General features: G+C 50.6%; 23 protein-coding genes, 1 tRNA gene and 1 pseudogene. 9 read left to right on the forward strand and 16 right to left on the reverse strand.

Annotated features, from left to right (window positions below):
- Positions 1-2 precede the first annotated feature (2 nt).
- Together ACH0WD_RS06990 and ACH0WD_RS06995 are read left to right on the forward strand one after the other, a co-directional pair.
- Positions 3-353, forward strand: a complete 351-nt coding sequence (locus ACH0WD_RS06990; protein ID WP_023241398.1) for a helix-turn-helix domain-containing protein — start codon at positions 3-5, stop codon at positions 351-353.
- Positions 275-1393, forward strand: coding sequence for a site-specific integrase (locus ACH0WD_RS06995; protein WP_223155093.1), 1119 nt, complete (start codon positions 275-277; stop codon positions 1391-1393). Before ACH0WD_RS06990 ends, ACH0WD_RS06995 begins: the two co-directional genes overlap by 79 nt.
- A gap of 14 nt (positions 1394-1407) precedes the next feature.
- Here ACH0WD_RS06995 and ACH0WD_RS07000 read toward each other — a convergent pair.
- From ACH0WD_RS07000 to proB, 3 genes are all read right to left on the reverse strand, one after another.
- Positions 1408-1483: transfer RNA gene (locus ACH0WD_RS07000), tRNA-Thr, on the reverse strand.
- Between the two features lie 115 nt (positions 1484-1598).
- The gene (proA, locus tag ACH0WD_RS07005; RefSeq protein WP_000893240.1) at positions 1599-2849 is read right to left on the reverse strand and encodes a glutamate-5-semialdehyde dehydrogenase; all 1251 of its coding nucleotides are present in this window, start codon (positions 2847-2849) and stop codon (positions 1599-1601) included.
- Positions 2850-2860: 11 nt separating this feature from the next.
- Positions 2861-3964 carry a glutamate 5-kinase gene (gene proB, locus ACH0WD_RS07010; protein WP_001285275.1) on the reverse strand — a complete coding sequence of 368 codons (1104 nt, stop codon included), beginning with the start codon at positions 3962-3964 and terminating at the stop codon, positions 2861-2863.
- Positions 3965-4246: 282 nt separating this feature from the next.
- Here proB and phoE point away from each other — a divergent pair, with 282 nt between their 5' ends.
- Positions 4247-5299: a phosphoporin PhoE gene (gene phoE / locus ACH0WD_RS07015; protein WP_001043667.1), complete on the forward strand. Its 1053-nt coding sequence runs from the start codon at positions 4247-4249 to the stop codon at positions 5297-5299.
- A gap of 50 nt (positions 5300-5349) precedes the next feature.
- Here phoE and crl read toward each other — a convergent pair whose 3' ends face one another.
- From crl to gpt, 3 genes are all read right to left on the reverse strand, one after another.
- Entirely contained in the window at positions 5350-5751 is a 402-nt protein-coding gene (gene crl / locus ACH0WD_RS07020) for a sigma factor-binding protein Crl (RefSeq protein WP_000174693.1), read from the reverse strand.
- 57 nt (positions 5752-5808) lie between these two features.
- Positions 5809-7053, reverse strand: coding sequence for an esterase FrsA (gene frsA / locus ACH0WD_RS07025; RefSeq protein WP_000189586.1), 1245 nt, complete (start codon positions 7051-7053; stop codon positions 5809-5811).
- Between the two features lie 88 nt (positions 7054-7141).
- The gene (gpt, locus tag ACH0WD_RS07030; protein ID WP_001292018.1) at positions 7142-7600 is read right to left on the reverse strand and encodes a xanthine phosphoribosyltransferase; all 459 of its coding nucleotides are present in this window, start codon (positions 7598-7600) and stop codon (positions 7142-7144) included.
- Between the two features lie 248 nt (positions 7601-7848).
- Between gpt and pepD the strand changes: the two genes are divergently transcribed.
- A complete protein-coding gene (pepD, locus tag ACH0WD_RS07035) occupies positions 7849-9306 on the forward strand; it encodes a cytosol nonspecific dipeptidase (protein WP_001292977.1) in 1458 nt (485 codons plus the stop codon).
- A gap of 154 nt (positions 9307-9460) precedes the next feature.
- Here pepD and prfH read toward each other — a convergent pair whose 3' ends face one another.
- The 3 genes from prfH to dinB form a co-directional block, all read right to left on the reverse strand.
- Positions 9461-10075, reverse strand: coding sequence for a peptide chain release factor H (prfH, locus tag ACH0WD_RS07040; RefSeq protein WP_000602091.1), 615 nt, complete (start codon positions 10073-10075; stop codon positions 9461-9463).
- Positions 10072-11211: an RNA ligase RtcB family protein gene (locus tag ACH0WD_RS07045; protein WP_000528889.1), complete on the reverse strand. Its 1140-nt coding sequence runs from the start codon at positions 11209-11211 to the stop codon at positions 10072-10074. The genes prfH and ACH0WD_RS07045 overlap by 4 nt, the downstream gene beginning before the upstream one ends.
- A 218-nt stretch (positions 11212-11429) precedes the next feature.
- Positions 11430-12485 (reverse strand): DNA polymerase IV, encoded by a 1056-nt coding sequence (dinB, locus tag ACH0WD_RS07050; RefSeq protein ID WP_395201885.1) that lies wholly within the window; start codon positions 12483-12485, stop codon positions 11430-11432.
- 249 nt (positions 12486-12734) lie between these two features.
- Between dinB and dpaA the strand changes: the two genes are divergently transcribed.
- A complete protein-coding gene (dpaA, locus tag ACH0WD_RS07055) occupies positions 12735-13475 on the forward strand; it encodes a peptidoglycan meso-diaminopimelic acid protein amidase (RefSeq protein ID WP_001225658.1) in 741 nt (246 codons plus the stop codon).
- On the opposite strand, the gene ACH0WD_RS07060 is transcribed toward dpaA, so the two are convergent.
- Both ACH0WD_RS07060 and lpcA read right to left on the reverse strand, forming a co-directional pair.
- A complete protein-coding gene (locus tag ACH0WD_RS07060) occupies positions 13446-14213 on the reverse strand; it encodes a class II glutamine amidotransferase (protein ID WP_000333387.1) in 768 nt (255 codons plus the stop codon). The genes dpaA and ACH0WD_RS07060 overlap by 30 nt on opposite strands.
- A gap of 212 nt (positions 14214-14425) precedes the next feature.
- Entirely contained in the window at positions 14426-15004 is a 579-nt protein-coding gene (lpcA, locus tag ACH0WD_RS07065; RefSeq protein WP_000284051.1) for a D-sedoheptulose 7-phosphate isomerase, read from the reverse strand.
- A 239-nt stretch (positions 15005-15243) separates the two neighbouring features.
- Here lpcA and fadE point away from each other — a divergent pair, with 239 nt between their 5' ends.
- The 4 genes from fadE (at position 15244) to pagN (ending at position 20346) form a co-directional block, all read left to right on the forward strand.
- Positions 15244-17688 (forward strand): acyl-CoA dehydrogenase FadE, encoded by a 2445-nt coding sequence (gene fadE / locus ACH0WD_RS07070; RefSeq protein WP_000973042.1) that lies wholly within the window; start codon positions 15244-15246, stop codon positions 17686-17688.
- A gap of 108 nt (positions 17689-17796) precedes the next feature.
- A complete protein-coding gene (locus tag ACH0WD_RS07075) occupies positions 17797-18564 on the forward strand; it encodes an amidohydrolase (protein WP_000015789.1) in 768 nt (255 codons plus the stop codon).
- A 309-nt stretch (positions 18565-18873) separates the two neighbouring features.
- Positions 18874-19281 carry a Spy/CpxP family protein refolding chaperone gene (locus ACH0WD_RS07080; protein ID WP_000788200.1) on the forward strand — a complete coding sequence of 136 codons (408 nt, stop codon included), beginning with the start codon at positions 18874-18876 and terminating at the stop codon, positions 19279-19281.
- 345 nt (positions 19282-19626) lie between these two features.
- Positions 19627-20346, forward strand: coding sequence for an adhesin/invasin protein PagN (gene pagN, locus ACH0WD_RS07085; protein ID WP_001748030.1), 720 nt, complete (start codon positions 19627-19629; stop codon positions 20344-20346).
- A gap of 3 nt (positions 20347-20349) precedes the next feature.
- On the opposite strand, the gene ACH0WD_RS07090 is transcribed toward pagN, so the two are convergent.
- From ACH0WD_RS07090 to afaD, 5 genes and pseudogenes are all read right to left on the reverse strand, one after another.
- Positions 20350-20565, reverse strand: coding sequence for a hypothetical protein (locus tag ACH0WD_RS07090; protein ID WP_001575654.1), 216 nt, complete (start codon positions 20563-20565; stop codon positions 20350-20352).
- Between the two features lie 119 nt (positions 20566-20684).
- Complete coding sequence (locus tag ACH0WD_RS07095) at positions 20685-21632, reverse strand: LysR family transcriptional regulator (protein WP_000970302.1); 948 nt, start codon at positions 21630-21632, stop codon at positions 20685-20687.
- Between the two features lie 496 nt (positions 21633-22128).
- Positions 22129-22366, reverse strand: a pseudogene (locus ACH0WD_RS07100) (PerC family transcriptional regulator); the annotation flags it as partial.
- 82 nt (positions 22367-22448) lie between these two features.
- Entirely contained in the window at positions 22449-23270 is an 822-nt protein-coding gene (locus ACH0WD_RS07105) for a polysaccharide deacetylase family protein (RefSeq protein ID WP_000119388.1), read from the reverse strand.
- Positions 23271-23677: 407 nt separating this feature from the next.
- Positions 23678-24148, reverse strand: coding sequence for an AfaD family invasin (gene afaD / locus ACH0WD_RS07110; RefSeq protein WP_000266937.1), 471 nt, complete (start codon positions 24146-24148; stop codon positions 23678-23680).
- Positions 24149-24163: the final 15 nt, after the last annotated feature.

A 24163-nucleotide genomic window follows, 5' to 3' on the forward strand; every position in this document is an offset into this window, starting at 1 on the left:
CCATGGAATCACACAGCCTCACACTCGATGAGGCCTGTGCATTTCTCAAAATATCCAGACCTACCGCCACCAACTGGATTCGCACAGGCCGACTACAGGCAACACGTAAAGACCCCACCAAACCGAAATCCCCTTACCTCACCACACGACAAGCCTGCATTGCGGCGCTTCAGTCTCCGCTGCATACTGTCCAGGTGAGCGCGGGTGATGACATAACAGAGGAACTGAAATGTCACTATTCCGCAGAGGTGAAACATGGTACGCCAGTTTCACATTGCCGAACGGCAAAAGATTTAAGCAATCTCTTGGGACAAAGGAAAAAAGGCAGGCCACAGAGCTTCATGACAAGATGAAGGCAGAAGCATGGAGGGTAAATAAATTAGGAGAGACGCCTGACATGACTTTTGAGGAGGCCTGTGTCAGGTGGTTAGAGGAGAAGGCGCATAAGAAGTCGCTGGATGATGACAAGAGTCGGATAGGATTCTGGCTCCAGCATTTTGCAGGGATGCAGTTGAAGGATATTACCGAGACGAAGATTTACTCCGCCATCCAGAAGATGACTAATCGGCGGCATGAGGAAAACTGGAAGTTAATGGATGAAGCTTGCAGGAAGAATGGGAAGCAGCCTCCGGTATTCAAGCCTAAGCCGGCAGCAGTAGCCACAAAAGCAACTCACCTTTCATTCATTAAGGCACTCCTCCGGGCTGCTGAACGCGAATGGAAGATGTTGGATAAGGCTCCGATCATCAAAGTTCCTCAGCCGAAAAATAAGCGTATCCGCTGGCTTGAGCCTCACGAGGCAAAAAGGTTGATTGATGAATGCCCGGAACCGCTAAAGTCAGTCGTAGAGTTTGCGCTTTCTACTGGCTTAAGGCGGTCTAACATTATCAATCTGGAGTGGCAGCAGATAGACATGCAACGAAAGGTGGCATGGATACACCCGGAACAAAGCAAGTCTAATCATGCCATTGGAGTGGCGCTGAATGATACCGCTTGCCGGGTGCTGAAAAAGCAAATCGGCAATCATCACAAATGGGTGTTCGTCTACAAGGAAAGCAGCACCAAACCAGACGGAACTAAATCACCTGTAGTGAGGAAGATGCGCTATGACGCTAATACTGCATGGAGGGCAGCATTAAAACGAGCGGGCATTGAAGACTTCCGTTTTCATGACCTGAGGCACACGTGGGCAAGTTGGTTAGTTCAGGCTGGCGTTCCGATTTCGGTATTGCAGGAAATGGGTGGCTGGGAGTCTATCGAAATGGTTCGCAGATATGCTCATCTGGCACCAAATCACCTGACTGAACATGCTCGACAAATTGACTCGATTTTTGGTACTTCTGTCCCAAATATGTCCCACAGTAAAAATAAGGAAGGTACGAATAATACGTAAGCATTTGATTTAACTGGTGCCGATAATAGGAGTCGAACCTACGACCTTCGCATTACGAATGCGCTGCTCTACCAACTGAGCTATATCGGCCCTGAGAAGGGTGTGTTCACGCGGGTGAATCACGGGGTAGAAGGTTAAAACTAACCGGGCGGTGCGTCAATAGCCTTGCTACTCAACCGGCTATTTTTGCACCGCTCGTCATTAATTACGCACGAATCGTACCATCGCCAAAGCCTATCCACTTATAGGTGGTAAGCGCTTCAAGCCCCATCGGACCGCGGGCATGTAATTTCTGCGTGCTGACCGCCACTTCTGCGCCAAGCCCAAACTGCCCGCCGTCGGTAAAACGGGTAGAGGCGTTGACATAAACCGCAGCGGAATCCACTTCGTTCACAAAACGCGCAGCATTATGCATATCACACGTCAAAATCGCATCGGAGTGCTGAGTGCCATGTTCGCGAATATGGCCGATAGCGCCATCCATATTTTCGACCACCACAACGTTCAGATCCAGAGACAGAAACTCGTTATCCAGCTCTTCCGGTTTCAGCGGCACCAGTTTGGCAGGGCCATGCAGTACCTGCATGACGGTTTCATCCCCATGCAACGTCACGCCGCTCTCCGCCATCTGCTTGCTCAGCGCAGGCAAAAAGCGTTCTGCGATGTCCTGATGCACCAGCAAGGTTTCCACCGTGTTACAGGTGCTCGGGCGCTGGGTTTTGGCGTTGACAATAATCTTCAGCGCCGGGGCGATGTCTGCGCTGCTATCGACAAAAATATGGCACACGCCAATCCCGCCGGTAATCACCGGAATGGTGGATTGCTCGCGGCACAGTTTATGCAAGCCTGCGCCGCCGCGCGGGATCAGCATATCGATGTACTTATCCATACGCAGCATTTCATTGACCAGCGAACGATCCGGATTATCAATCGCCTGAACCGCCGCCTCCGGTAAACCGCAAGCTTTCAGCGCCTTCTGAATGACACGAACGGTTGCGGCATTCGTGCGATGCGTCTCTTTCCCACCGCGTAGAATCACCGCATTACCGGTTTTCAGACACAAAGAAGCCACATCAACGGTAACATTCGGACGCGCCTCATAGATAACGCCAACCACGCCCAACGGCACGCGGCGGCGCTCCAGACGTAGCCCGCTGTCCAGCAGACCGCCGTCGATCACCTGCCCGACCGGGTCGGCGAGATTACAGACCTGGCGCACATCGTCAGCAATCGCTTTCAGACGCGCAGGGGTCAGCGTCAGGCGGTCCAGCATCGCTTCGCTCAGGCCGTTGTCTCGCGCCTGCTCAACATCTTGTACGTTCGCGCTGAGGATACTTTCCATTTGCGCTTCCAGTTCATCGGCTATTTTTTCCAGCACGCGATTTTTTTCGCCGCTGGAGAGCAGCGCCAGCTTATACGACGCCGCTTTAGCAGCAATGCCCATTTGTTCCAGCATATGCCTGTTCCTTATCGAGTAATCATGTCATCACGATGAACAGCGACCGGGCCATATTCATAGCCAAGAATCGCATCGATTTGTTGAGAGTGGTGACCGGCTATCCGCCGCAGAGCATCACTGTTATAACGGCTGACGCCATGAGCGATATCACGCCCTTGCAGGTTACAAATTCTGATGACCTCCCCCCGCGAGAAATTGCCCGTCACGCTTTTGATGCCTTTTGGCAGAAGTGAACTGCCACGTTCCAGCATTGCCGCGGTCGCGCCTTCATCAACCGTAATTTCGCCTGCCGGCGGCGCGCCGAAGATCCAACGTTTGCGGTTCTCCAGCGGCGAGGCTTGCGCATGAAAACGGGTGCCGACGGAAATCCCCTCCATCACATCGCCGATCACGCCCGGTTTACTGCCTGAGGCAATAATTGTATCAATACCCGCGCGACAGGCCACGTCTGCCGCCTGAAGCTTAGTGCTCATACCACCGGTTCCCAGCCCGGAAACGCTGTCTCCCGCGATAGAGCGCAGCGCATCGTCAACGCCATACACATCTTTGATAAGCTCCGCCTGCGGATTGCTACGCGGATCGGCGGTAAATAATCCTTGCTGATCGGTCAGCAGCAGCAGTTTATCCGCGCCTGCCAGGATCGCCGCCAGCGCGGAGAGGTTATCGTTATCGCCCACTTTAATTTCCGCTGTCGCAACGGCATCATTTTCATTGATAACCGGCACAATATGGTTATCCAGTAATGCACGCAGCGTATCGCGGGCGTTCAGAAAGCGCTCTCTGTCTTCCATATCCGCACGCGTCAACAGCATCTGCCCGATATGGATACCGTAAATTGAAAACAACTGCTCCCACAGTTGAATCAGACGGCTTTGCCCTACCGCCGCCAGAAGCTGTTTAGAGGCGATCGTTGCCGGCAGTTCCGGGTAGCCGAGATGTTCACGTCCGGCGGCAATCGCGCCAGAGGTAACAATAACAATACGATGTCCCGCGGCGTGTAGCTGCGCGCACTGGCGGACAAGTTCTACGATATGGGCACGGTTCAGGCGGCGCGATCCGCCTGTTAGCACGCTGGTGCCGAGTTTTACGACCAGCGTCTGGCTGTCACTCATGATTCTCTGCCGTTCAAAATAAGAAATAAAGACCAAATGAACGTTTTAGCAGGACTGGCTCCGGTTGCCAACAACCTGTACGCGTAGCGTGAAATTTTGTTGCGCAGGATCAGCAAGCGTAGCGGCGGAATTTGACCATTTTATTACCGCAACAATTAAACATATTTTTTTAAAAAAATTCTCACTTTGTCATAAATCTTTCATTACCGAACGTTAAAAACCTTCCTGTTTTTTACCGGGTCTCCCGACAAATCATAGCGCGTAATTAAAACAGGAATGGAAATGAATAAGAGCACTCTGGCAATAGTGGTGAGTATCATCGCATCAGCATCTGTTCACGCCGCCGAGGTTTACAATAAAAACGGTAATAAGCTTGATGTGTATGGAAAAGTTAAAGCCATGCACTATATGAGCGATTATGACAGCAAAGATGGCGATCAAAGCTACGTTCGTTTTGGTTTTAAAGGCGAAACGCAAATTAACGATCAATTGACCGGCTACGGGCGCTGGGAAGCTGAGTTTGCCGGTAATAAAGCCGAAAGTGATTCGTCCCAGCAAAAAACCCGCCTGGCCTTTGCTGGCCTGAAATTAAAAGATATCGGTTCTTTTGACTATGGACGTAACCTGGGCGCGCTGTACGATGTTGAGGCCTGGACGGATATGTTTCCCGAATTCGGCGGCGACTCTTCCGCCCAGACCGATAATTTTATGACTAAACGCGCCAGCGGGCTGGCGACTTATCGCAATACCGATTTCTTCGGCATCGTTGATGGACTGGATCTTACCTTACAGTATCAGGGGAAAAACGAAGATCGCGATGTGAAAAAGCAAAACGGCGACGGCTTCGGCACTTCCGTGAGCTATGATTTCGGCGGCAGTGATTTTGCCGTCAGCGGCGCTTATACTCTCTCCGATCGCACCAGGGAGCAAAATCTGCAGCGCCGCGGTACGGGCGATAAAGCCGAAGCCTGGGCTACGGGTGTAAAGTATGACGCGAATGATATTTATATTGCGACTTTCTATTCAGAAACCCGCAACATGACGCCAGTTTCCGGCGGATTTGCCAATAAAACCCAAAATTTCGAAGCGGTTATCCAGTATCAGTTTGATTTTGGTCTGCGTCCGTCATTAGGCTATGTGCTGTCAAAAGGCAAAGATATTGAGGGCGTCGGCAGTGAGGATTTGGTGAATTACATTGACGTGGGCGCAACCTATTACTTCAACAAAAATATGTCCGCGTTTGTAGATTACAAAATCAATCAGCTTGATAGCGATAACACGTTAGGCATTAATGACGATGATATTGTGGCAATAGGGTTGACCTACCAGTTCTGATAAGTCGCATTGTGCCTGATGGCGCTACGCCATCAGGCATGACAGCAGGGTTATGCCGACAGTTTTACCGGCTCGTCGTTGAAATCGTCAGACGGCTCCAGCGCCAGCTCCATAGAAATCAGCAGGTCGCGTAGCTTTTCATGAAACTCGCGTAGCGTGTATTCCAGTCGCTCCACCACTTCGGTTTCGTTAATCGGCACTGCGGTCCAGTTGCCCTCTTTATCAAACAAACCAAACTGATAACGATAAGTGAAGCGTTTCTCTTGTGCTTCCAACTCCATCCACCAGCCCCAAAATTCACGCTTCTCTGGCGCGGGCTTCACGTTGACGCAAACTGCCAGGCAATCGAAAAAAAAACGATTGTCTTCGCACTGCCCTTCCCGGATATAGGGGCCAAGCGCGGTAAATTTCTTGATCAATCTACTTTTCGGGTGTCCACTCGGTAACGTCATTGCGATCTCCTTTAATGAAGCAACTGTTTTACCAAATCAATAGAATTTATCAATCTATTAACACAATCTATGATTAATCCAGTCGGTAATTTCTTGCAGCGCGTGGTCAAAATTGCGGTACACCGGGTTAAAAGGGATCTCTATCAGCTTACCGTCTGAAGATGATGTTGTAATTAAGCGAGACTCTTCTTCCGGGCTGAAAGGATCGTTTTTCCAGAAGCCGGAAAGCATTGGCGTAGGACAACGTCTGCCCAGCAGCCCCTGTACTTTCAACGAATAGCGATTGAGCTCCACACGCAGCGCCTCATCCGAAGCATCATGCATACCCAGACGGCTGGCCAGCACATCCAGATACATCTCCGGCACCGTACTCTGTCGTTGCGGATCGCTAAGTAGCGCATGGACCACCGGCCCCAGGCAAGCCACCGCTTTCAAACGCGGCGCTTCCAGATAGGCCAGACGCACCGCAACATTGGCGCCAAAACGGAAACCAAACGCCGCAACACGGGTATGATCCACCCAGGGGACATTAGGAAGCGCTTTTAACACATGCTGATGGAGCAAGCTGGAATCCTGGGTTAATTTCCACTTTGATGAAAATCCAACCGAAGGCATATCAAGCGTTAACATCGCGATACCGCGCGGCGCGAAATAGCGTTCATACAGGGTGTAATAGTCGGTTTGCATGGCGTCCAGGCCGCCGCACATGAGCACCGTCGGAAACGGACCATCCCCTTTCGGCATATGTAAAAACGCGGTGACAGGCGAACCGCCAGGAACGGCAAATTCCATTTCACGTAACGAGCCGGGCAACCGCTGCGCGGCCTCTTCATAGGCGCGATTCGCCAGCGCCTGCGCCTGCTCCGCCAGCTCATCGCCCTTCAAATGCGGGTAGGCGGCAATGTTATAGAGCGTTGAGGCATGAAGCCAGTAGCGTCCGCTGCGCATGGCGTCCTGTTCCTGACAGGCTTTCTGCTGCCAGTCCATCGCCTGCTTTGCCCACTCATAAATCCAGTTGCCGCCGCGGTAACCGATGACCGTATCGTATAAATCATCATCCGTTCGCTCTGCGTCGCTCATCACAATGCGCGCCTGCACATCAAGGATTTCTCGTGGATCAACGCCGCGCCAAATCCACATCAGGCGGTTTATCATGCGGTACCAGTGCGGGACGTTCTTACCGTCCAGCGCGGATTGCATGGGCGGCTGCGACCCACGATTGAACCGACGGACAAGGGTAGACGTTTCAGTATGTTTAAAGCGGGGTTTGAACAGGGTTTCGCTGAGGTTAGCCTGTGTCATTCGTGCAGCCTCCTTGGATACTCATAGAGGCTTATTGTAACCAATAAAACAGCGCCCGGCATTGCCGGGCGCTCTGAAAAGCTGCTGATTAACGACCTGAAATCGGCGGTACAAATACCACACCCATATCCCAGGGCTGTTCAATCCAGGTGTTCTGAGGAATATCAATAACATAATCATCAACCAGCGGACGGCCCGCCGGTTTAGCGAAAATCGTGACGAAATGCGCTTTAGGGTACATTTCGCGAATCGCGACGGCGGTGCCGCCGGTATCGACCAGATCGTCGATGACGATAAAGCCTTCGCCGTCGCCTTCTGCACGTTTCAGCACTTTCAGTTCGCGCTGGTTATCGTGATCGTAGCTGGAGATGCATACGGTATCGACATGACGAATGCCCAATTCACGCGCCAGTAGTGCGCCCGGTACAAGGCCGCCACGACTTACGGCAATAATGCCTTTCCATTGTTCTGAAGGCATGAGGCGGCTCGCCAGTTTGCGTGCGTGAATCTGCAACATGTCCCAGGTGACGACGTATTTTTCGCTCATGTGAAGTGTCCCAGCCTGTTTATCTACGGCTTAAAAAGTGTTCGAGGGGGAAATAGTTGCGCGAGATTATAGAGACCTGACGCGCTAAAAACCAGTGTTTAGCGGAATCCACGCCTCTTTTTGTATGCTTTATACTACCCGCAGGCGGAGAAAGTGGTATTCTCAGTCGCATCTCGTAAGAGTTATCAATTCCGCTAACCCTGTGGCCTGTAAGAACGTTTTTCAGACCACCGCCAAGGAGACTTATCGTGTCTGAACTGTCTCAGTTATCACCACAACCTTTGTGGGATATTTTTGCCAAAATCTGTTCTATTCCTCACCCGTCCTATCACGAAGAGCAACTCGCGGAACATATTGTGAGTTGGGCCAAAGAGAAAGGCCTTTACGTGGATCGCGACCAGGTCGGTAATATTCTGATCCGTAAGCCCGCCACTGCAGGTATGGAAAATCGCAAGCCGGTCGTTTTACAGGCGCATCTGGATATGGTGCCGCAAAAAAATAGCGACACCGTTCACGACTTCACTACAGATCCTATCCAGCCTTATATTGATGGCGAATGGGTTAAAGCGCGCGGTACTACGCTCGGCGCCGACAATGGTATTGGAATGGCTTCTGCGTTAGCGGTACTGGCTGATGATAATGTCGTCCACGGCCCGCTGGAAGTGCTGCTGACCATGACCGAAGAAGCCGGCATGGATGGCGCGTTCGGCCTTCAGTCCGGCTGGTTGCAGGCCGACATCCTGATCAACACCGACTCTGAAGAAGAAGGTGAGATCTATATGGGCTGCGCAGGCGGCATCGATTTTACCTCTAATCTGCCGTTGACCCGTGAAGCTGTACCCGCAGGATTTGCATGCTTTAAGCTAACCCTGAAAGGCCTGAAAGGCGGCCACTCCGGTGGTGAAATTCACCTAGGCCTTGGCAATGCCAACAAATTGCTGGCGCGTTTCCTGGCCGGGCACGCAGAAGAGCTGGATCTGCGTCTGATCGATTTCAACGGCGGCACGCTGCGTAACGCGATTCCGCGCGAAGCGTTCGCTACCCTCGCCGTTGCCGCAGACAACGTAGGCGCGCTGAAAACATTAGTGAATGCTTACCAGGATATTCTGAAAAACGAACTGGCGGAAAAAGAGAAAAACCTGACGCTGCAACTCAATGAGGTTGCCAGTGATAAAGCCGCATTGACCGCGCCGTCACGCGATACCTTTGTGCGCCTGCTGAACGCAACGCCGAACGGCGTGATCCGCAATTCAGACGTGGCGAAAGGCGTAGTGGAAACATCGCTGAACGTTGGCGTGGTCACAATGTCCGATGCGAATGTCGAAATTCACTGCCTGATTCGCTCTCTAATCGACAGCGGTAAAGATTATGTGGTGAGTATGCTGGATTCGCTGGGCAAGCTGGCTGGCGCGAAAACCGAAGCAAAAGGCAGCTATCCTGGCTGGCAGCCCGATGCGAACTCGCCGGTCATGCACCTGGTGCGGGAAACCTATCAGCGTCTGTTCAACAAAACACCGAACATCCAGATTATCCACGCCGGCCTGGAATGCGGTCTGTTTAAGAAACCCTATCCGGATATGGACATGGTTTCTATTGGGCCTACCATTACCGGACCTCACTCTCCGGATGAGCAGGTACATATCGAAAGCGTCGGCCACTACTGGACTCTGCTGACCGAATTGCTGAAAGCGATTCCTGCGAAGTAAGAAAGCGCTAAAATGCCCGTCCCATTTCTGGACGGGCTATCAATATGGAATATCGGGTATCCATTGCCAGATAAGCTCTCCTGGATGCGCTGAATAGCGCTGCGGCTACACGCGAATAGCCAGACAGCCCTATAACAGCGCTGGTAGCACCGAATTATTGTGGCGTAAACGCCATTCCTTTAAATATCCGTAGCGGATTGCCGCGCTCAATCTGATGATGGAACAGACGCCTTTCAGACTTCAACGCCGCACACTCATTTTGCCGTTGCTGTTCCAGCCGCCAGGCAATCAGCAGCCGGGCCAGACGCTTATTCGCATGTTGACTGCGCTCTGACTGAACCTTCACGCTAATCCCGCTCGCCAGGTGCGTGGCCCGCACTGCCGAGTCGGTTTTATTAACGTGCTGCCCACCCGGGCCGGAAGAGCGCAGAGTCTCGAAACGAATCTCATCAGACTGCATCTGTTCGTCGGCGGAAAAGCGCCCAATGCCGACGTACCAGTTTTTTCGCCCATGGTGCGGACGATACGGGCTGGTACAAATCCACAGTAACGTGCCACACCAACGTTCACTGAAAGCCATAGCTTTTTCGCCGTCCAGCGAGACCAGCGCGGAACGCAGCGTGTCTGGTAATCGTCCCGGCTCTGTTTCAAGTCGCGTCAACGATACCTTTTCTCTGGCGGCTTCTTTCGTCAGACAATCCAGCGCTTTTTTTACCGCCAGACAACACTCGTCCGGCCCCTGCGCAGAAGAAAGTTGCAGTAAGATCATGCGCTTTTCTCCCCTGAGGTTTTCAGCGTCAGCACCGGACGCAGGCAGGCAACTGGCGTAATCAGTCCGGCGTCTGCCAGACAATCCACAACGCTATCGATGGATTTATACGCCTGCGGCGCTTCTTCATAAATGAGCTGGCGATCGCGGCAAATCACCCGGCTACCCATCCCGGTACGGCAGAGCTGTCGCGGGGTAAATTTTGCCGATAACCGGTCTTTACACTCGGTACGCATCCATTTGCGCCCCGCGCCGTGCGCCAGGGAGAAGAGGCTCTCCTCGCTGACGACGGGTTTCACCAGCCAGCTATAATCGCCGCGCGAGCCGGGGATAATCACCAGTCCCTGCCCATCTGGCGTAGCGCCTTTACGGTGCAGCCACCCCGCCTCACCCGCGACAGTACAGGGTTCAACGAAGTTATGCGCCACATCCAGCCGCGGTTCGCCCTCAGCCCTGAGCTGTTGCAGTATCCGGCAGGCAATCAGCGCGCGATTACTGCGGGCAAATGCCAGCGCATCGTCATGTTCTGCAAGGTAGCGGCGCGCATCGTCGCTATCTTCCGGCAAACCGTTATGCGAAAACGCCTCCACATGACGACGCAGGATAGCTTGCCCCAGACCGCGTGAACCACTGTGTACCAGCAGTAATAACTGCGTTTTTTGTAACCCCGACAAAGCGAACGAATCAGCATCGACGATGCGATCGACCTGTTGTAGCTCGGCAAAATGATTGCCGCCGCCAATGGAACCCAGCGCAGAGCGCCACGAATGATGCTGCATTGCGGCGGGGACATTCTCCTCCAGCCACTGCGCGTCCGCCACGTCAGGCAGCGACGCCAGCCGCTTCTCCAGTTTATCGGCGTTATATTTACGCCCTAAAATATCCGTTTGCCATAACGCCATGCCGCAGCCGATATCGTTGCCGACCAACGCCGGATAAAAACGTCCACGTGAGAAAAAGGCTGCGCCAATAGGGTAGCCGCGCCCCGGATGCAGATCTGGCATCCCGATAACGCGTTTCATACCGGTTAACTTAGCCGTCGTATATAATTGTTGGATCGCGGAATCTTCGATCCACAGGTTATCCGATGCGATAGAAAATACCACATCTGATAAAGGACGAATATAATTGCCCATATACCATTCCATGTATGAATTAAAAAATCAGGAAATGGCAGACGAATCCAGAGCAATAAAAGAAAATTAATCCTGGAAAGGTCTGCAAAGTGCGTTCAGAGAATAAAGTGTCATGATGAACCTCCTTTGCAGTTATTGAGAATGAGAAAACGTGGGTATAGTAATACTGAAATTTAGATGGCGCAATCGTAATAGTGATAAAATATTAATGGCCTGACTTATAACCCTAACACCAACTGTCGTTCCAACTGAGGGTCGAGCAGCGTTACGTGTAACCCCACCAGCCGTACGCCGCGCTCGCCGCGACGCTCGTTCCAGGTTTTACGGGCGGTGGTAATTAAGTCTTCTTTATTTAATTGCGGCCAGACATGTTCCTGAGTGGTTTGCTGAAAATCATTAAATTTTAATTTAACGCCCTGTCGGGCAATCAGTAAATCGGGCTTTACTATAGCCAGACGACGCTCCAGTTCCGGATATAAATGTTCAATAATGGCCTCGCAGTCCGACCACTCATGAATATCCTCCGCCAGAGTACGCTCAACGCCTACCGATTTACGCAGCCTTTCGCTGTTAACATCACGCTCGTCAATACCCTGACTACGCTCCCATAATACCCGGCCAAATTTACCGAAGCGTTTGAGAAGCATCGCCAGATCGCACTGTTGAATATCCTCGCAGGTTCTTAACCCCATATTTTCCAGTTTGGCGGCGGAAACTTTCCCCACGCCTGGAATTTTGGCTAACGGCAACGTTTTAAGAAAGTCGGGTACATCGGCTGGCGTAATAACATATTGTCCGTTCGGTTTATTGAGATCGGAGGCGATCTTCGCCAGAAATTTCACTGGCGCAACGCCGGCGGAGGCGGTGAGTTGCAGTTCATTGAAAATAGTCTGACGAATCTCCCTGGCGATCAGCGTCGCCGAACCATAACAGTGCGGGCTGTCAGTCACATCCAGCCAGGCTTCATCCAGCGAGAGCGGTTCAATCAGTGAAGTGTAGCGGGAAAAGATGTCACGTACATGCCGCGAAGCCTCTTTATAGGCGTCAAAGCGGCCAGGCAATAGGGTGAGATGGGGGCACAGCTTTAGCGCCATGGCGGTCGGCATCGCGCTGCGTACGCCAAACTGGCGCGCAGGATAGTTGGCGGTACTGATAACGCCTCTTCGCTCACGACTCCCGCCAATGGCAATGGGAATATCGCGTAACGCCGGATTATCACGCATCTCTACCGCGGCAAAAAAACAGTCCATATCAACATGTATGATTTTGCGCATCGCTCGCCCCCACAATACTGTTTAAGTGTACAGTATATTTTATTGCGCGCAAAGAGACATTCGCGTTAAAAATGCGACATATTCGAAGGTATGACGACGAAAGCGGCGGGAAAATTGTAAACGTACACACGGGGACTTGCGAAAAACTGCCGTGGTGCTAATGTGAGCGCTCCAAATCCAGATTACTCCGATTTGGGGACTCTTTTGCCGTTCTGGCGTGTGTAACCGTTTTATCAAGGAACAAGCAGTATGCGTAAAATCGCATTTTTTCTTGCGATGCTTCTGATGCCGTGCGTCTCATTTGCCGGTTTGCTGAGCAGCAGCAGCCCCGTCACGCCGGTCAGTAAAGAGTATAAGCAGCAGTTAATGGGCTCACCGGTCTATATTCAGATTTTTAAAGAAGAGCGCACTCTTGATCTCTACGTCAAAATGGGTGAGCAATACCAGTTGCTTGATAGCTACAAAATTTGCAACTATTCCGGCGGGTTAGGCCCGAAACGCCGTCAGGGCGATTTTAAAAGTCCGGAAGGGTTTTACAGCGTTCAGCGTAATCAACTCAAGCCAGACAGCCGTTTTTATAAGGCCATCAACATTGGTTTTCCCAATGCCTACGATCGCGCGCATGGCTATGATGGTAAATATCTGATGATTCACGGCGCCTGTGTTTCCGTCGGCTGCTATGCCATGACCGACAGCGGCATTGATGAGATTTTCCAGTTTGTCACCGCCGCGCTGGTCTTTGGTCAGCCGAGCGTGCAGGTGAGTATTTATCCGTTCCGGATGACCGACGCCAATATGCAGCGTCATAAGTATTCATATTACAAAGATTTCTGGGCGCAGCTAAAACCCGGCTACGATTATTTTGAACAGACGCATAAGCCGCCAACTGTTTCTATCGTTGATGGACGTTACGTCGTGAGCAAACCGTTGAGTCACGAAGTCGTTCAGCCACAGCTGGCCTCAAATTATACGCTCTCCGAGGCAAAATAACGCCCATTCGCCTGGCATAATCTTTTGCCAGGTTTCATTCCCCGTTAGCGGCTGGGTAGCAATCACGGTAACCACGTCATTTGGCGTGGTCTGTGAACTGAAATCAATTTCCATATCCTGATCCACCAGCGTGGCTACGCCAAACGGCGCCCGGCGAGTGATCCAGTGCAAATGGGTTGAGCAAAACGCCATCACATATCGCCCATCTGACAGCAGCATGTTAAAAACGCCTTTTTCACGTAATACCGTCGCCAGTGTCGCAATATATTTAAATACCGCTGTCATGTTGCCCGGCGTGCGGGGATAACGCTGCGTTAATTTATGCAATAGCCAGCAAAACGCTTTTTCGCTGTCGGTTTCCCCCACCGGACGAAAATTACCGGTTTCCAGCGACTTATAACCATTGAGCTGACCGTTATGAGCATAAGTCCAGTTGCGTCCCCATAATTCCCGGGTAAAAGGGTGCGTATTTTCCAGCGCCACTTCACCGCGATTAGCCTGACGGATATGGGCGATAACCGAGCAGGACTTGATCGGGTAATTCTGTACCAGTTTCGCAATCGGCGAATGGTAGCTCGGTTGCGGATCTTTAAACGTGCGACAGCCCTTTCCTTCGTAAAAGGTAATTCCCCAGCCGTCTTTATGCGGCCCGGTTCCGCCGCCACGCTGCACCAGTCCGGTGAAGCTAAAGCAGATATCCGTCGGCACATTGGCGCTCATCCCAAGCAGTTCGCACATACATCACCTCCACAAACGCCTTAAGCGGGAAGGCGTAATTTTTACAGCCAATCAAATCTCAAAATATCAAAGAAAACAATATGCTATACCCTAAATAATTCGAGTTGCAGGAAGGCGGTAAGGGAGGAAATCCCCAGGAACATAGATAACTATGTGACTGGGGTTTCTGAGCGCAACCAACGCACCTGCAGCTTGAAGTATGACGGGTATAGTTATTTAACCATCTCTTTTTCGATCAGTTGAATCAGGATATGAATCACTTTGATATGAATTTCCTGAATACGATCGGCATAACCGAAGTGCGGTACGCGAATTTCAATATCCGCCGTTCCCGCCATTTTGCCGCCGTCTTTGCCGGTCAACGTAATCACTTTCATGCCTTTTTCACGGGCCGCGGCAATCGCTTTAATCACGTTACCTGAGTTACCCGACGTCGAGATCCCTAACAGGACATCGCCTTCGCGCCCTACCGCCTCAACGTAACGAGAGAAAATATAGTCATAGCCAAAATCATTACTGACGCAGGATATATGGCTAACATCAGAAATCGCAATTGCCGGGTAGCCCGGACGATTTTCACGATAACGACCTGTCAGCTCTTCAGCAAAGTGCATCGCATCGCAATGGGAGCCGCCGTTACCGCAGGAAAGTACCTTACCACCCGCTTTAAAACTGTCAGCCAACAGGACCGCCGCGCGCTGAATAGCGTGAATATTGGCGTCATCTTTTAAAAAATTAGCCAGCGTTTCCGCCGCTTCGTTCAGTTCGTTACGAATAAGATCCTGGTACATGAGGATATCCTTCAGCATGAATGTAAATGACAGTATGCAGTGTACCGGATAGCAGTACAGGCGAGAAGCATAAGCCGAATTAACGCCTCACGCTTTTGATTTTTCGTGCCCCCAAAAACGGCAACAATGTGAGCTTTGTTGTAATTATTTTGTAAACACATTGCTAAAAAATTTTACATCCACTACAACCTAATCATCACAAGTGGTCAGACCTCCTACAAGCAAGGGAGCTTTTCGTTATGATGATTTTGAGTATTATCGCTACGGTTGTTCTGCTCGGCGCATTGTTCTATCACCGCGTGAGTTTATTTCTCAGCAGCCTGATTCTGCTCGCCTGGACCGCCGCACTTGGCGTCGCTGGCCTGTGGTCCATCTGGCTGTTGGTTCCTCTGGCCATTATCCTCGTGCCGTTTAACCTCACACCGATGCGAAAATCAATGATTTCCGCACCGGTGTTCCGCGGCTTCCGTAAGGTCATGCCGCCGATGTCGCGCACTGAGAAAGAAGCGATTGATGCCGGTACAACCTGGTGGGAAGGCGATCTGTTCCAGGGCAAGCCAGACTGGAAAAAACTGCACAACTATCCGCAACCGCAACTCACTGCCGAAGAGCAAGCGTTTCTCGACGGTCCGGTAGAAGAAGCGTGCCGGATGGCGAACGATTTCCAGATTACCCATGAACTGGCGGATCTGCCGCCGGAACTGTGGGCTTATCTGAAAGAGCATCGTTTTTTTGCGATGATCATTAAAAAAGAGTACGGCGGGCTGGAGTTCTCCGCTTATGCGCAGTCCCGTGTACTGCAAAAACTGTCCGGCGTCTCCGGAATTCTGGCTATCACCGTCGGCGTTCCAAACTCACTCGGCCCTGGCGAGTTGTTGCAGCACTATGGTACGGAAGAGCAGAAGAATCACTATCTGCCGCGACTGGCGCGCGGCCAGGAGATCCCCTGCTTTGCGCTGACCAGCCCGGAAGCAGGTTCTGATGCAGGCGCCATTCCGGATACCGGCGTGGTTTGCATGGGCGAATGGCAGGGCCAGCAGGTGTTGGGTATGCGCCTGACCTGGAACAAGCGTTACATTACGCTGGCGCCGATAGCTACCGTGTTGGGCCTGGCGTTTAAGCTTTCCGATCCGGATAGATTGTTAGGCGGAGAAGAAGAGCTGGGTATTACCTGCGCCCTGATCCCTACCTCAACGCCGGGTGTGGAAATTGGTCGTCGTCACTTCCCGCTTAACGTTCCGTTCCAGAATGGCCCAACCCGCGGTAACGATATTTTCGTGCCTATTGATTATATTATCGGCGGCCCCAAAATGGCCGGACAGGGCTGGCGTATGCTGGTGGAATGTTTGTCGGTAGGACGCGGTATTACCCTGCCGTCCAACTCCACTGGCGGGGTGAAATCCGTCGCGCTGGCAACCGGCGCCTATGCTCACATTCGTCGTCAGTTCAAAATTTCTATCGGCAAGATGGAAGGTATTGAAGAACCGCTGGCGCGTATTGCAGGTAACGCTTATGTGATGGATGCCGCCGCATCGTTAATCACCTACGGCATTATGCTGGGTGAAAAACCGGCGGTACTGTCGGCTATCGTGAAGTACCACTGCACCCACCGCGGCCAGCAGTCCATTATCGACGCGATGGATATCACTGGTGGTAAAGGCATTATGCTGGGCGAGAGCAACTTCCTGGCGCGTGCTTACCAGGGCGCGCCTATCGCGATTACCGTGGAAGGCGCGAATATCCTGACCCGTAGCATGATGATCTTTGGTCAGGGCGCCATTCGCTGCCATCCTTATGTACTGGAAGAGATGGCCGCAGCGCAGAATAATGATGTGAATGCCTTTGATAAGCTGTTGTTTAAACATATTGGCCATGTCGGCAGCAATACCGTTCGCAGTTTCTGGCTTGGCCTGACCCGTGGATTAACGAGCCATACGCCAACCGGCGACGCCACGAAGCGTTATTACCAGCATCTGAACCGACTGAGCGCAAACCTGGCGCTGCTGTCTGACGTGTCAATGGCGGTACTGGGCGGCAGCCTGAAACGCCGCGAGCGTATCTCCGCGCGTCTGGGCGATGTGTTGAGTCAGCTTTATCTGGCCTCAGCCGTACTGAAGCGTTACGACGACGAAGGTCGCCACGAAGCCGACCTGCCGCTGGTGCACTGGGGCGTACAGGATGCGCTGTATCGTGCTGAACAAGCGATGGACGATCTGCTGCAGAACTTCCCGAACCGCGTCGTGGCCGGATTGCTCACCGCGATGATCTTCCCGACTGGCCGTCATTATCTGGCGCCGTCTGATAAGCTGGATCACGCCGTGGCGAAGATCCTGCAGGTGCCGAACGCCACACGTTCACGCATTGGGCGCGGTCAGTATCTGACGCCCGCCGAACATAATCCGGTCGGTTTACTGGAAGAAGCGCTGCGTGATGTCATCGCTGCCGACCCTATCCACCAGCGCATCTGCAAAGAACTGGGTAAAAATCTGCCGTTTACTCGTCTGGATGAACTGGCGCGCAATGCGCTGGCGAAAGGGCTTATAGATAAAGATGAAGCCGCCATTCTGGCGAAAGCGGAAGAGAGCCGCCTGCGCAGTATCAACGTTGATGATTTTGAACCTGAAGCGCTGGCGACCAAACCGGTAAAGCAGCCGGAGAAAGTGCGTAAAGTCGAAGCCGCATAATCAGTCTCGCCTCTTTCCTGCCCCGCTTTCGCGGGGCTTTTTCTTGCCGCTTTTTTATTATTGCTCATGCTACAGTGTAAAGACGCTGTTCAATGAGGAGCTCCGATCGTGTCTGGTTTGAAAATTACTCTGTTGCAACAACCTTTAGTCTGGATGGACGGCCCGGCAAACCTGCGTCATTTTGACAGACAGCTAGAGCTCGTATCTGGCCGGGATGTGATTGTTCTGCCTGAAATGTTTACCACCGGCTTTGCGATGGAGGCCGCTAATAACTCACTTTCGCAAGATAGCGTGATTACGTGGATGCAGGCCAAAGCCCGACAAACTGACGCTCTGATTGCCGGCAGCGCGGCGCTACAAACTGAGCGCGGCGCCGTAAATCGCTTCTTACTGGTTGAACCGGAAGGCAAGGTTCATCTCTATGATAAGCGCCATCTGTTTCGTATGGCGGATGAACATCAACATTATGCCGCAGGCGATAAACGCATCATCGTGCAGTGGCGCGGTTGGCGCATTCTGCCGCTGATCTGTTACGATCTGCGCTTTCCGATATGGTCGCGCAACCGCAATGATTACGATCTGGCGCTGTATGTAGCGAACTGGCCCGCGCCGCGCTCGCTACACTGGCAAACATTACTGACGGCGCGCGCTATTGAAAATCAGGCTTATGTCGCAGGCTGCAACCGGGTTGGCACCGATGGCAACGGGTTACATTATCGCGGCGATAGCCGGATCATTAATCCCCAGGGTGATATTATCGCCACCGCCGAACCACACCAGGCGACACGTATCGATGCCGATCTTTCTCTCGTCGCCTTGCAGGACTATCGCGAAAAATTTCCAGCCTGGCGCGATGCCGATCCATTCACCTTGTAAGCAACCTGCCGCTCACCGCGGCGGGATTGTTTCACTCCGTAACTCTCCGTAAAACAAATTCGCGTGGCGTAATGTGGCAGGCAACGTATTCTGACTAAGAGCCTATCCCACCAGGCGTTATTGGCGCAGCCAGTTTGGACACGGACAGCGCGCAAAAACCGGAGCGTACACGTAGTACGTGAGGATTTTGAGCACTGCCCAGGTCCAAAATGGCAAGTAAAATAGCCCTAATGGGATAGGCTCTAAGATAATTGCTCGCCATTCGTGGGTAATAAAAACGGTTAATCACTCCCTTATCAGGATATCTTCATGAAAAACTTTGTACGCACAACTTTACTGGCAGCGACTCTGGCGGGCGTTTCTTTTGGCGCTTTCGCCACCGCTGTCCCCAATCCTCCCCTGCCCGCCCAAGATCCTATTGTCCAGCATCTGAAGCTGACAAACGATCAGATTACCCGGATCAAAAAACTTCACCAACAACTGGAAACCGACGTCAGTCAGATTTCTATGAAGGGAATTAAAGACGGTGCGCTGATAGAGGTAATTAAATCCGGTAAATGGGATGACGCCGCCGTAAAACAGCAGCTTGCAGCCTTCAGTAACATAGAACAACAGGCTCGCTATTATCGGGTTAAATATTATTTTGATTTAAGCAAAGTCTTGACACCAGAACAACGTCAACAGGTACAACAAGATCTCGCCCAGGCACTTGAGTAAATATTTTTGCCCGTTATTCCTGGATAACGGGCTTTATCCAGGTCGGGTACAAATTCATCTTCATCTTTTTCTTACAGCATCGCTCTATCTCACACTACCCGTTACATAACGTAGAAGTGAAACCGTACGTGGGGCTGGCATACGTTGGGCAATTTGGCGAGGAGATGGATTTCCATACCGACGATTATCGTATTGTTATTTAAAATCTTCATCTCATTTTTTACCCGCTTACAGAAAACCCAGCGTTACAATAGACCGTTTTTTGGGCTTCGTTTATGTAATCGTTATATCACCCCCTATACCGTGAAACTTGTCTTTTAGCCCAATGTTAAGGCAGGTTCTGAAATGAAAAACTTTTTCGCAGTCTGCATCATTCCCCTTGTGGTAACCTGGTCCGCTACTGCATCAGCAAAAGAAGGGATCTATATCACCGGGAAAGCGGGGACATCCGTAGTCAATGTCTATGGAATCAACTCAACCTTCAGCCAGGATAAGATAGTCAATGGTCATGCAACGTTACCTGACCGTACCAAAGGCGTTTTTGGCGGCGGGGTTGCTATCGGTTATGACTTTTATGATCCATTCCAGCTTCCAGTACGTTTAGAACTGGATACCACTTTCAGAGGTGAGACGGATGCTAAAGGCGGGCAGGATATTATTGCATTTGGTCAGCCAGTACACATAAATGTAAAAAATCAGGTCCGAATGACCACTTACATGGTTAATGGCTATTATGATTTTCACAATAGTACGGCATTTACACCCTATATCAGCGCAGGCGTTGGCCTCGCTCATGTGAAGCTAAGTAATAACACCATTCCTGTTGGTTTTGGTATTAATGAAACTCTGTCTGCTTCAAAAAATAACTTTGCCTGGGGCGCAGGTATCGGTGCAAAATATGCTGTAACAGATAATATTATGATTGACGCCAGTTATAAATACATTAATGCAGGCAAAGTAAGCATTTCAAAAAATCACTATGCTGGTGATGAACATACCGCTTATGATGCAGACACAAAGGCTGCCTCCAATGACTTCATGCTCGGCATTACTTACGCCTTTTAAACACTATCGGTAAAATAGCTGGTCCTGTGGGTTCCCGAAGGCGCAATGGAGGATATCAGTAATGAATACTCCTGCGCCTTCAGAAAATCGTTGAACAGGTGCAACCTGGCGCCATTTTTCAGTACACTGCAACGTTTCTGGTATGGGCTTAACTTCCGGCTGCCCAAAAACAGCCCCATCCTGTTTCCGGGTATTATCATTTCCGTCAGTCGGCATCATGTTTTGTATTGGGCATCGTCAAAAGACGACTGGCTGACCAGTCGCATATCTCGATGCCTCAATTCAGTCATCATCATGTGGGTTTAAGTCAGGAACGTGTCAAAACCATTCCAAACGGGTTAATCATCATTCAGAAAATCAATTTGTGGGCGATTATTCCATTTATCTTCAATAAAAGACAGAAAGCGTTGAAATAAAGGAGAATAATACTGACGATGACGCCATACAAGATAAATGGGGAGATCTGGAACCCTCCATTCAGGAAGTATAATTTCAAGTTCATTATTTTTTAAGTATTTGGTGGCAAGCCAAGCCGGAGTCATGAGGTTGATACCCTTTCCTTCTAAAACCAAATTAAGAACACTCAAAAGATTATTGGAAGATAAATGAACATTAACAGCGCCACTAATAGTGTATGATTCATCTTGACGGAAAAGAGTAAGAGGTCCGGAAAGACCATGGTTGTGAAGACCCACAATAATGTGATTTTCCAAATCGCCAGGATGTGAGATCCTGCCATATTTTCTGATATATTTCGGACTCGCACAAAGAACCAACTTTAAAGGGCTTATCTTTCGATACACGAGATCCTCACTTTCGATTATGCCACTTTTAAAAACCAGCTCATCAAACTCCAGGGATTTACTAAAAAAATCGCTACGCTCTCGTGAATCCAGGTAGATTTTTGTATCCGGATAGCTAGCTGTAAATTCCCATATCCACTTATTGGCAAGAAACTCACAGACAATAGCCGGAGCCGAAAATTTTATACTCCCTCTGATAATTTTATCCGGATTTCGCAATTCATCCAGCAAAGACTGAAAGGAAGATGTTATCCTTTTCATGCTTGCATAGGCTGTCTGACCAGCTCCAGTCAGTTCTAAGTGATGTGAATCGCGCCGAAGTAAAGTAACCTCAATAGAATTCTCAAGGCGGCTAAGCGATTTACTGACAGCAGAAATGCTAATATCTAATTCCCGCGCAGCCCGGGAAAGATTCCCTACTTCCGCCACTTTAATAAATATCATCCAGTCTCGCATACCACGATTATTGATCAGTTCCATCATTATCTTCCGTTGATAAAAGAAATTCTTATATTAAAGGAGCTATCAACGACTTACTGATGCGTCATTGTGTGCCTCAATGTCCTTGATATCATCTTAATAAAAAATCTATTGGCTGCAAAATAGCATCTGAATCGATCATGATTTTGCATCCATCTCCGGTTACTAATTGAACCTGTTTACCACTCAGTGTAAATACCCTATCTCAGAAGTGATCGTCAAGGTTGTCGCCGAACCAGATACCAATAATAAAGTGGTTCATTGTCATGCGCCCGTTCTGCAAAGGCATTCTCCTTTTCTGTGACGCAGTCTGGAGCGCATTAATTGCATCGTTCACCTAACAAAGTATCCCGTGGAAACAAGCAAAACATCGCCAGATTATTCTTACTTGCATACCCCCCACCCGGCTCGATATTATTTGTGAAAGTGGAGGAAACAGAACAGACGGTTTAAATAAGACGCTTACTCAAAACATAAACCTATGTGCAGGCTCCTCTCATTTCGTCACGTCGCTGATATCCAGCTTTACTGGCGCCAGGGGAAGATATCTGCGCAAGGCAATAATTCCGGCGCAACAACAACCACTCCCGCTGGGCCTCTGTACATTCAAAATCTCCCATGACCAAAAGCCAGCGGGTAGAAGCCCTGCGCCAGTGACCTGCTGCCTCCAGATTCTGCGCAACCGGGTCTATCACGGCCTCCGGTGTTATCTTATTTCTGCTCAAAATCAGCACCATCATTTGGGATATAGCCTACAACCCCTGCCCGCCGATGATGGGGGAGGATTCGGTATGCAGCACTTTCATCCTGGTCTCCGGCTCAGTCAGCTATCCGACGTGCCCCCTTATGCCGGGCCAGCAGCGAAGAAAATCCGGGCGTGGTGTGATAAAACAGACGACGTTTCAGCCAGCCCACATTCTTTCGCTCCTTTGTGTTGATACGACCAATACGCTGTGAACCGATGACTGGATTGTTCATACGCCTTTCTGTGGTATACAGGTATGTGAACCCCAGCTCTTCAGCCACATGAATATAGTCAGAACAATACCAGCCCTCAGGCCAGCACAGATGCTGACTGCAGTAACCCAGCATCTCCCTCATCCGCTTACGACTAAGAAGAATATCGACACGAAGCAAATCCGACGGATTACGGGACACAGGTTTCTGGTCCCAGCGTCGGTGGGTGTGCGTGTGCGAGTGAAACTCAACAAGGCCACTGAGGTGCATCTCCCGGACCTCTGACCAGCGCAGCATGACCTCATCAGCCCGGCCTTGTTTAACCAGCATCTGACACTCATCATGAGAGTACACCAGTTCGCCTGCAGGAATACGGACCGGTCCGTCACTGATCAAACTGGTCACAAGAAAGAGATGCGCATGCAGATTAAACTCCTGCAGCACCGGAAAAACCTGCAACCAGTTATCCAGCCAGCCGCCATCAAAGGTCAGCATGACGCTTTTACGAGGCAATCTTGCACCATGATAAAAAGCTTCCACCTCTGCAGCAGTAACGGTTTTCCAGCCAGATTCAGCCAGCCATTTCATCTGCGCCCGGAACGTACGGGGAGATAAGGTTATCTGTCCGGGTTTATCACTGACATGGTGATACATTAATACCGGTAAATGTCGTGCATAAGACATATGCTTTATTCCTTTATGTAAAAAATAAATTATTTTTACGCCTGAGGGGACAAGAAAAAGCCCCCTAAACATAAAATCTTAAATATCACATATGAATACCTGACAGATAAACAAACCTTATACCAGGGGCTTATAAAGCCCCGCTCACAAAAGAGTGAATCAAACAAATCCACAAAACAGAAAATAATAAAGGCATCAGTGTCCGTTAAATTATTTTACGAAACATAATATTCCTCTCCCTACAAAAAAAGATGAATTTCAGATTTTAAAATCAATCAGCAATTGATTTTTCTGCAATGAAGATTGCTAACCATATTTGCCTTGAGTAAATTTTCAATACATCCTCGAACCTGATATACAGTATTCGCCTTATTCACTGATACAGGAAGTATGAGTGGAACAGACGGCTACGTATCCTCCTGCGCCAATGCACAGGCCTTAAAATCCAGCGTCCAGGTGTCCGCAGGCACTTCCTGATTGCCATCAACGACCACACTGAAACTGGCGTTATCTGCAGCGGTTCTTAAAATGGCGCCACGACCACTCACCGTATCTGGTTGCCACCCCTCGCCCTCCAGGCGAACCTGAATGTGATGGCGAGGATCCTGTTGCCCGCTCAGCAGCAATACGGTAGGCGTGTTACCCGCCTTTTGCTCATCGCTCCATACCCGAAACCCGCTGTGACTGCCGTGATAAGTCACCCAGCCTTGCGCAAGCACCATCCCATCTGGCACGTGCCCAGCCCGAAAGTAAGTCCCTACACGTAGCGTTGTCTGAAGTTTTTCTGCGGCGTTCGCTATCGGCATCAAGCTACTGGCAGCGACCAGTAAGCTTACGCTATAGATAACCGTTTTCACTCGCTGTATTTTCATCCACATTATTCTCTCCTTCAG

It is taken from the genome of Salmonella sp. 2020_1395 (assembly GCF_043848115.1).
Taxonomy (GTDB): domain Bacteria; phylum Pseudomonadota; class Gammaproteobacteria; order Enterobacterales; family Enterobacteriaceae; genus Salmonella; species Salmonella enterica.